This window comes from Brasilonema bromeliae SPC951 (assembly GCF_012912135.1).
Classification (GTDB): Bacteria; Cyanobacteriota; Cyanobacteriia; order Cyanobacteriales; family Nostocaceae; genus Brasilonema; species Brasilonema bromeliae.
Genome location: NZ_QMEB01000039.1, coordinates 8,460 through 18,367, shown reverse-complemented (window position 1 = coordinate 18,367; position 9,908 = coordinate 8,460). Strand labels below are relative to the sequence as shown.

Genomic DNA, 9,908 nt, shown 5'->3' with positions numbered 1-9,908 from the left:
GCAACTTTCTTCACAGGATACCTCGCAGGAATTTACCCTAGTCAAGCTGCTAGACATCCAAACCGCGCACCCTTGCAGCTGGTGGGAGAATTTGGCAAGACTCGATACCCCGACCGGGAAGCCGTGCATATTTCTCTTGTCAGTCAAGCAACTCTTAACCACTTGAGTGAGATAGCAGGACGACAAATAGATGTTCGTCGTTTCCGCCCTAATATTGTTTTAGATGGTGTACCCGCCTGGGGAGAATTTGACTGGGTAGGCAAAGAAATGCAACTTGGTACAGCACGAATTGCTATTACAGCCAGGATTAATCGCTGCTTAAATATAGAAGTTAATCCAGAGACAGGAGAACGTGATATCTCCTTGCTGACTCTGCTGCAAAAGAATTTTCAACACACACAGACGGGTGTTTTGGCACAAGTTATTACCAATGGTACAGTGGCAATTGGCGATACTTTGAGGATTGCTGAGTAAGTACTAAAACGGTTGGAGCCAACAAAGGTGATCCATCGCTCCTCTAGAAGATTTTGCTGGTATTTAATTAGATAATGGGTAGTACACATCCTCAATTCTAGTTACCATAACTGTGTCGTCGATGAAAAAGACCCGTCGAAAAATACCAAAAACTCGGATAGTCAACCGGGACGGCGGCTCCAGCGTCGTGCGTATAGGTGTATCCAACAACCGTTGGCGCGATCCATATCATTTACTACTCACTCTGTGCTGGTATAAAACTCTAGGACTTGTCAGTTTAAGTTACGTACTTGCTAATACTTTGTTTGCCTTGGCTTATCTTGCAGGAGGCGATGGTATTGAAAATGCGCGTCCGGGTAATTTCTTCGATGCCTTTTTCTTCAGCGTCCAAACTATGGCATCTATTGGTTATGGGGCGATGTATCCCAAAACAACTTATACCAATATCTTAGTTACCATTGAATCACTGTTAGGGCTGATAGGGTTGGCGATGGCAAGTGGCTTAATGTTTGCCCGGTTTTCTCTTCCTCAAGCGCGAGTCTTGTTTAGCGATGTAGCAATCATTACTCCATATAACAGTATGCCAACTTTAATGTTGCGGGTTGCCAATGAACGTCAAAACTGGATTTTAGAAGCACAAGTCAGAATGAGTTTGGTACGCACCGAGATCAGCAAAGAAGGAGATGTGATGCGTCGATTTTATGATATGTCTTTGCTCCGCAGTCATTCTCCACTTTTTGCGCTGACTTGGACAATCATGCACCCAATAGACGAGAGTAGTCCTTTGTACGGAGTCTCAGCAGAGGAGATGGTTGAGGATGAGATGGAAGTGATAGTCACCTTCACTGGGCTTGATGAAACTGTATGCCAAACTATCCATGCCCGTCACTCGTATATTGCAAAGGAAATTGTTTGGAATATGCGGTTTGTCGATATTTTATCGAAGACACGGGATGGTAGGCGCAGCATTGACTACTCCCGCTTTCATGATGTCATGCCGATAGAGAATTAACTCATCAGGCATGAAAATTTACAGTGCGATTCGTTGACAACCAAATACATAAGTTGTCCAATCCGTCAACAGACAGGTTGAACTTCGGACAGGATGGAGGTGAAAGTCCTCCCCCTCAAACTCAGAGGTGACTCCTTATCTGCCCACAGTGACTAGACTCGGAATTCTAGAGGCTGAAGCTGGGAACAGGGCGCAATCAGACGGCTGTTATGGGCTGACACTGGCGCTAATAGGGAGTGTACAAGGTGAAATAGAACCTAGAAAAACAACTTATTTCAGGGCAGGGCATACCACAAAATCCTGACCCCACTAGAGATAACCCTGCCGATGTTAGTAAAGCAAACGGCAAGAGTAAAGGGTTCTAGCAGTTGAAGTGGTTACACCTGACGGCACATACAATCTCATCCGAGGAACGAATAAAAACGAATCAAGAGTCCTGAGGTAGTCGAACTTAGGTAGGTATGACGAGATACGGAACTCTCTTGATTCGGGTAGGACAGCGAGTAATTTCGCTGAGGTGTTCAGAAAACAATCAATAGGAGTAGAGTATGATTAGGCACAGTCACAAGACTAGTGAATCTTGGAAGAATCTCCCCTGGAAGAAATTCCGGAAAGATTTATTTCGCCTACAAGTTAGGTTGTTTAAAGCAGTTAAAGCAGGCGACATGCGGAAAGCGCGGTCACTCCAGAAACTGATACTGAAATCTAAAGCTGCAAGATTTTTGGCTATTCGTCAAGTATCTCAACTCAATGCTGGTAAAAAGACTGCGGGTATTGATGGCAAAGCGTCCCTGAATTTTGAAGAACGCTTCGCACTTGAGGAATTCCTCAAGAAATCCTACCTTAATTGGCATCATAGCAAATTAAGAGAAATACCAATACCCAAGAAAGACGGAACGTTCCGGATTTTGAAAGTACCAACCATAGCAGATAGAGCATGGCAGTGCCTTGCAAAATATGCCCTGGAACCAGCTTGCGCGTTGCAACCTTCCACGCCAAGAGCTACGGTTTTAGACCTGGTAGAAGCGCACACGACGCGCAAAAAATCATATTTTCTAACCTAAACTCCAACAGCAACGGAATAGATAAACGAGTCATAGAGATCGATATCGAAAAATGCTTCGACAGGATAAGCCACACAACTATCATGAATCAATTGATAGCACCAAAAGGGTTGAAAATCGGTATCTTCCGCTGCCTTAAAGCAGGAATACATCCCGACTTTCCCGAACAAGGAACCCCCCAAGGTGGTGTAGTAAGTCCACTACTAGCCAACATTGCGTTAAACGGGATTGAAAGTATACACAGATATCACCGTGAGGATTTTAAGATAACATCAAAGACCCCTGCGTATAAAATCAGCGAACCTTCTATAAGGTATGCTGACGATATGGTAATCATACTTAGACCCCAAGATGACGCGACAGAAATACTTGATCGGATAAACAAATTCCTTGAAGAAAGAGGAATGAATACCAGTGAAAAGAAGACCAAGATTACCGCTACGACAGATGGATTTGACTTTCTTGGCTGGCACTTCAAGGTGCAAGCCAACGGGAAATTCAGGTGTATCCCTTCAGTGGATAACTTCAAAGCATTCCGTAAGAAAATAAAAGCCATCGTCAATTGCTCTAACTATGGTTCCGAGGAAAAAGCTGCAAAGCTAGCATCCTTGGTTAGAGGTTGGAGGAATTATCACAGGTTCTGTAAGATGGACGGCTCGCGTAACTCGCTCTGGTTCATTAGTAAAAGAACCTTTGATAAGTTCAATAGAGAACCAAAGAATGACCGTCACTCAAGCAAAGACTTGATAGACAAAGCATTCCCAGCAGTCCCCTACTCCGAAAATAAACATGTCATGGTCACAGGGGAAAAATCACCGTTTGACAATGACATCACCTACTGGAGTGAACGCAATAGCAAGCTCTACGATGGTGAAACCTCTAAAACCTTAAAACGGCAAAACCATTCATGTGCCCACTGTGGTCTAAAAATGATGCCAGGTGAACGAGTTCACTTACATCATATTGACGGCAACCACAGCAACTGGAAAACCAAAAATCTTGTTGCTATTCATGAAAGCTGTCATGATTACATCCACATGAGCAAAGGGAAACCCTATAACATCGGGAGCCGTATGTAGCGAAAGTTACACGTACGGAGCTAACAGAGAGGGACGGAGGATAATACCTCCTCTCGACTCTAACCATATATATAGTGATCAATTTGAACTACTAATTACGAATAGGAACGAAACCAGCCTTCTCAATATACTGCTGCCCTTCTTTAGACAGCAACAGATTGGCGTATGCCACTCCAGCAGCCTCATCAATAGTACCGTCTCGGCGAATGACCACAAACAGACGCCTAGTTAGGGGGTATGTGCCATCCCGTAAGGCTGCAGCGTTAACCCGCTTACCATCATCTGTAAAGGGTTGCACATAGTTGTTAGAGTTGTGAGCAGCTAGTGCAAGAGGGCGGATTGACTGTTGACCGAGAATTGCTCCAGTAGAGCCAATGCCGATCGCACCTGGAATTGAGGAAACTTTACGAACACCATCAGTGTAATCGCGCATAAACTGTACTTTAGGACTGAGTTGATCCAATTCCGGACCAAGGAGAATATTGAGTGAGGAGCCAAACTTCGGGTTGAAAGCAAAAGCTGTGATTGCTAAGTCCGGTCCTCCCAGCTGCTTCCAATTGGTAATTTTTCCCTTAAAAATATCTTTAACTTGCTCAACAGCAAGTCCACGGATAGACACATTTGGATGGGTAAACAACAGGAAGCCGTCGATACCTATTGCCACCTGCTGTAGAGAAAAATTCCGTTGTTTTGCCTTGCTGTAATGAGTATCCTCTAATGGCTTAGAAGACTGGGCAAAGCTGAGTTCGCCATCAAGCAACATAGTGATCCCAGTATTTTGACCAGGGTTGTTGTACTTAGGTTCGGTGAACCGCAGCCCAAACTTTGGGTAAACTTGGTTGATAGCCTTATGTAAACTGTTCCTCAGAGGTGCGAAGACGACAGCACCACCGTAATTAAATGTTCCTTCCGGCACCTTCGGGACTTCCTTCATAGAATTATAGAGTCGGATATCCGAGGAAATGTTATCGGCGGAATTATTGAGATTGCTTGGGGTTGAAGCTACTCGGACTTGCTGCCAGAAAAAATAACCTCCGATAGCAAAAAACAACACTGTGGCTACTACACTAATCCCACCTACGAGCAGTGTAGAATCAGAACCAGGGCTGGGGTCGTTGTTAGGTACAGAAGCTATAACAAGGGGCGTACCACACTTTTGACAATGTGTAGCCCCACGAGGATTTGCATCGTAAGCACACCGACCACAGATGATGTTTCCCTTGTTATTCGATTCGTCAGTATTCATCTAATTTTTAGGGGAGTATGTTGTAGGTAGCAATTTGTCCTATGGTAGATTCCCCTTTTGTCGATTTTTGGGAAGGGGGTTTTGTACTTAACACCCGCTCCAAGATTTTCTCGACTAATGTTGCAAATATAGCATCACTTCGTTGACGAGGACGAGGCAGGGGCACAGATAAATTCATAGCCACTTCACCTCGTTCTATGAGAATAATTCTATCAGCTAAAGTAACTGCCTCTTCTACATCATGAGTAATTAATAATGCAGTAAACTGCTGTTGTTGCCAGATGTCTTCTATCAGACGCTGCATCTCAATCCGAGTTAGGGCATCCAACGCTCCCAAAGGCTCATCTAGTAAGAGTAAACGTGGTTCGCTCACCAATGCTCTTGCCAGTGCTACCCGCTGGCGTTGTCCTCCTGAAAGCACACTTGGCCATTCAAAAGCACGTTCTGCAAGTCCGACTTGTTCTAACGCCCAATGTGCCTTTTGTCGCCAGTGTTCCTTTAATCCCAACCCCACATTTTCTATCACTCGCTTCCACATCAAAAGACGAGCATCCTGAAACATAACTCGTGTTTCTGGATTGAGCTTACGCAATTGCTTGCCATCAAGTAATATACTGCCGTTACTCGGGGGTTCCAATCCCGCTAATAGCTTTAATAGGGTAGTTTTTCCACAGCCACTACGCCCAACAATCGCTACAAATTCGCCTTTAGCTATTTCTAAATCTAAGTTTTGCAATACACGAATATTCCCAAAGGTTTTACTTAGACCGATTACTTTTAAATCGACTCCTACGCGCTTGGGTTTAATCATAAAAAACTCCTATTAACTTTGGGTTACAGATTTTGGTAACTAGGATGCCAAGAAAGCAATTTATTTTCTAAAAATTTTGCAAATACATCTGCTAACTTTCCTAACAATGCATAGAGTAGAATGCTCAAAACGACCACATCCGTTTGCATAAATTCACGAGCATTCATTGCCATATAACCGATCCCAGAGTCATAGGAAATTGTCTCAGCAACAATCAGAGTCAACCACATAACTCCCAAAGCGTAACGTACACCAATCAAAATTGAAGGCAATGCGCCAGGAAAAATGATTTCCCAAAACAAAGACCAAGGCTTGAGTCCGTATACTTTTCCCATCTCAATCAAGTTTGGATCAACGGTTCGGACACCATGAAACGTATTTATATAAATGGGAAACGATACACCTATAGCAACCAAAAAAATCCTCCCTTCTTCTCCAACTCCAAACCATAAGATAACCAAGGGAATCATGGCTAAATGCGGAATGTTACGCAACATTTGAATTGGTGTATCCAACAGCTTTTCTGCTATGGGAATGATGCCATTTAATAATCCCAAAACAAAAGCAATGCTACCACCAATTAAAAAGCCAAGAACTGCCCGTTGTGCGCTAATGCCAAGGTGAAAAAAAAGTTCTCCCGATTTAGCAAGACGAATTCCTGCCAGCAAAACATTTGTGGGAGTAGGTAATACTCTTTCAGAAACAAAACCAAATTGCACAAGTAACTGCCAAATGACAACTAACAGAAGAGGGACGCACCAAGGAGCTAATTGATTGAAGTATCGCTTGAGAAATTGAATTTTCATTATCCAAGTCCCTTGGACTATCTGTTATTGCTGTTTGGGAAAGTTTTCAAAGCCGATAAGTTCGCCAACAGGACTGAACATTTGCGTTTGATTTGTGTTAGACGGTTTTTGCAGTGGTAGGCGAGGAAATAGTAATTCAGCAACTCGATAAGCTTCTTCTAAGTGAGGATAACCAGAAAGAATAAAGACATCAATTCCCAGTTTTGCATACTCCTCCATTCTGGCAATGACGGTGTCAGAATCTCCTACTAAAGCGGTACCAGCACCACCCCGCACTAAGCCGACTCCTGTCCATAAGTTTGGACTGATTTCTAGTGCTTTGCGATCGCCATTGTGCAGCTGCGTCATCCGGCGCTGTCCTTCAGAATCCATTCTGGCAAAGATTTTTTGTGCATTGGCGATCGCCTCATCACTCACATATTTAATCAAGTCATTTGCCGCGTCCCAAGCTTGAGTTTCAGTATCTCGGACAATGACATGTAGCCGAATACCAAAGCGTAGAGTTCTGCCCTGTTCTGCTGCTAATTTACGCACAGATGCAATTTTTTCCGCCACTTGTTGCGGTGGTTCTCCCCAAGTCAGATACACATCAACATGCTTAGCAGCAATCTGTTGTGCAACAAATGACGAACCTCCAAACCATAAGGGTGGATGAGGTTTTTGTACAGAAGTAAATAATAGTTTACCACCCTTTATTTGGAAATACTTCCCACTAAAGTTAGTTTCTAAACCACTTGAAATATCTTTCCAAACTGTTAAAAATTCGTCGGTTAATTCATAACGCGCATCATGAGAAAGATGCACACCATCCCCTGCCAATTCTACCGGATCACCACCAGTTACAACGTGAATTTGCAAGCGTCCATTAGATACGCGGTCAAATGTCGCTGCCATTCGTGCTGACAATCCAGGAGACATCAACCCTGGACGGATTGCAATCATAAAACGCATTTGACGAGTCACAGCAATCAGAGACGAAGCCAATACCCAAGCATCTTCACAAGAGCGTCCAGTGGGTAACAAAGCGCCAGCAAATCCCAAATTATCTACAGCTTGAGCAATTTGTTGAAAGTAATAAAAGTTGCATTCGCGACCACCAACTGCTGTTGCTAAATAACGACCATCTCCATGTGTTGGAATAAACCAAAGTAATTCCATGTCCCTCTGTGTTCATTACTAATTACGTCTTTCTAGCAGTCTTATTTGAGTTGTAAAAGTCCTCGTTATGACCGTCCTTAGTTATTTGTCATTTTTTACTACTTTAGACAGGGTTATTTCATTCTTTTGTAATCCGCCAGGAACTGAACTTCCTGGTTAATAGCTGAAGTCCGTTTTCAGTCACATCTTGCACCCTCCGGGTATGACCTCCGGTCACGCTGCGCTAACGCCAGTCGCAGCCTACGGCTCGCTCCGCTAACATGGGGGAAACCAACGCCAGGTCCCTAGGTCGGGAAACCCTCCTGTAGGACTGGCTCCCCAAGACCGCGCTGGCTCACCATTTTCAAGAACGCAACCTCGCCCGCCTAGGAATTAATTCCTAGGCTCACAGCCCAAGTCTACTAAAGTAGACTGAAAGGCTTATGCAGTCGTCTTTAGACGACTTTTGCTATGAGACTGGGATTTAAATCCCAGGCGGTTGTTGGCAGAAGTGCAAGGTCTCAGTTTTAACGCAACTTAAACTCCAAATTTTAGTCCGTTTTAATCGACTCAAGCTATTAGCCTGTGAAATTTCTTTCCAGATGGTTGTGCATAGAATGAAATAGCCCTGTTACTTTGGACTAAGGACACTAGACTTTTGACACCCTCAATGGAAGATTTCACGAATCATTTAGGATTGCTATATCTGTTTTAACTGGTCATTCAGCCACAACTTAGTATCACTATTTAGGTTTCCAAACAGCATCTGTGACTTTGATTTCTTTGGGTATTAATTTCTGACGTAAGAAAGTATCAGCAACTTTTTGTTGCTCTGCAACCACTTCCTTGCTAAAGGGTAGTACATCGTAGCGTTTGCGGCGAGTTTCTGCTAACTCTAACGAAGCAACATCAATGCCCATTTGCGGTGATAATACTTCAGCAACTTGGCGGTGATTTTTCTTTGCCCACTTCCCTACCTTGTCAACTGATTCGAGAATTTGCTTGACAAGCTGTGGGTTTGCGTCCGCAAAGCTTCGCGACGTCACATAAAATTCCCTCCATGACGCCAAACCCTTAGCATCTCTTAATATCCGCGCTCCCCCACTCTTTTGAGCTGCTGCTAGAAATGGATCCCATATTCCCCAAGCATCAATCTTGTCTTGTTCAAAGACAGCACGAGCATCTGCTGGAGAAAGATAAGTCGGCTGAATGTCACTGTACTGTAATCCTGTAGATGACAACGCTTGCACCAACAAGAAATGAGCACTTGAACCTTTAGCAACGGCAACTTTTTTACCTTTGAGGTCGGCTAGAGTCTTAATTGGCGAATTGTTGCGAACTAGAATTGCCAAACCTTCTGGACTTGCTGAAGAGTTACCAACATACACCAGTGGAACACCAGCTGATTGAGCAAATACTGGTGGTCCCTCGCCTACAGCCGCGAAGTCGATACTATTTGCATTCAAGGCTTCCATCATGGGAGGACCAGAGGGAAATTCTAGCCACTTGACACTAACCCCAGAAGGGGACAATTGTTTTTCTAAAGTGCCTTGTTGCTTCACCAAAGCAAGAACTGCAGATTTTTGATAACCCATCCGCACAACGTTAACAGCAGCGATCGAGGTATTAGCTATAGGCTTAGCATCAGAACTTTGAGTAGAACTTTTAGCGTAACTGGGACTAAAAGCAGAAAAGCTCAAACTTAGGCACAAACCAAAAGTAAATAGCACAGCAAAAGATTTAGCTGAATCTGGCTTCAGTAGCTTGATAGATTGACGAAAAAAACTTGTGATGCCTAAGAAGGGCTTTAACAGATTGAAAAGATTCATAGCTCCACCACAACCCTGATTATATTGAGATTCTCGCATGGTAGACGTCAAAATATACCATGCAATTTAATAGTTTCTCTAGGATGTTCAGTATTTTCTCGAAGACATGGAATGGCAGGCGCAGCATTTACTACTCCCGCTTTCATAATGCTATGTTGATTGAAGGTTACAAACTGCTTAAAAGACATTTAGTTGCTAACTTAATCAGGCGCAAAAACTGGAATGATATAGACTGTAACGGGTTTGTTCTTTTCTGCGTTTTAACTGTAAGAACTCCAGCCAATTCTCTAGCACTCTTGTGTGGCTTTATCGGGAAGTGCGATAGCGTTCGCGAAGCGGCTCCCTGCTGGAGCTAGCGCTGCTGCTTTCAGCAGATCGCATTTGTAGAGGAGTTTCTAGCCCCGGTTATGGCGGTGGAGAAAGTTGGTGATGGCGGTGAAGATGAATGGG

General features: G+C 43.8%; 7 protein-coding genes and 1 pseudogene. 3 read left to right on the top strand and 5 right to left on the bottom strand.

What is annotated here, in order from left to right; translation table 11 throughout:
• The 3 genes and pseudogenes from DP116_RS07440 to DP116_RS07430 all read left to right on the top strand — a co-directional run.
• Window positions 1-474 (top strand): MOSC domain-containing protein (locus tag DP116_RS07440; protein ID WP_169154587.1); only part of this gene is annotated, 474 nt, incomplete at its 5' end.
• A 121-nt stretch (window positions 475-595) separates the two neighbouring features.
• Entirely contained in the window at window positions 596-1,486 is an 891-nt protein-coding gene (locus DP116_RS07435; RefSeq protein WP_169154573.1) for an ion channel, read from the top strand.
• 548 nt (window positions 1,487-2,034) lie between these two features.
• A pseudogene (locus DP116_RS07430) lies at window positions 2,035-3,629 on the top strand (group II intron reverse transcriptase/maturase).
• Window positions 3,630-3,720: 91 nt separating this feature from the next.
• Here the strand turns inward: DP116_RS07430 and DP116_RS07425 are convergent.
• The 5 genes from DP116_RS07425 to DP116_RS07405 form a co-directional block, all read right to left on the bottom strand.
• The gene (locus tag DP116_RS07425; protein ID WP_169154572.1) at window positions 3,721-4,875 is read right to left on the bottom strand and encodes a PstS family phosphate ABC transporter substrate-binding protein; all 1,155 of its coding nucleotides are present in this window, start codon (window positions 4,873-4,875) and stop codon (window positions 3,721-3,723) included.
• Window positions 4,876-4,882: 7 nt separating this feature from the next.
• On the bottom strand, window positions 4,883-5,686 hold the full coding sequence (locus DP116_RS07420) for an ATP-binding cassette domain-containing protein (protein WP_169154571.1): 804 nt from the start codon (window positions 5,684-5,686) through the stop codon (window positions 4,883-4,885).
• Between the two features lie 23 nt (window positions 5,687-5,709).
• Window positions 5,710-6,492: an aliphatic sulfonate ABC transporter permease SsuC gene (ssuC, locus tag DP116_RS07415; RefSeq protein WP_169154570.1), complete on the bottom strand. Its 783-nt coding sequence runs from the start codon at window positions 6,490-6,492 to the stop codon at window positions 5,710-5,712.
• Window positions 6,493-6,516: 24 nt separating this feature from the next.
• Window positions 6,517-7,650 (bottom strand): FMNH2-dependent alkanesulfonate monooxygenase, encoded by a 1,134-nt coding sequence (ssuD, locus tag DP116_RS07410; protein ID WP_169154569.1) that lies wholly within the window; start codon window positions 7,648-7,650, stop codon window positions 6,517-6,519.
• A 722-nt stretch (window positions 7,651-8,372) separates the two neighbouring features.
• On the bottom strand, window positions 8,373-9,497 hold the full coding sequence (locus DP116_RS07405; RefSeq protein ID WP_246275526.1) for a sulfonate ABC transporter substrate-binding protein: 1,125 nt from the start codon (window positions 9,495-9,497) through the stop codon (window positions 8,373-8,375).
• Window positions 9,498-9,908: the final 411 nt, after the last annotated feature.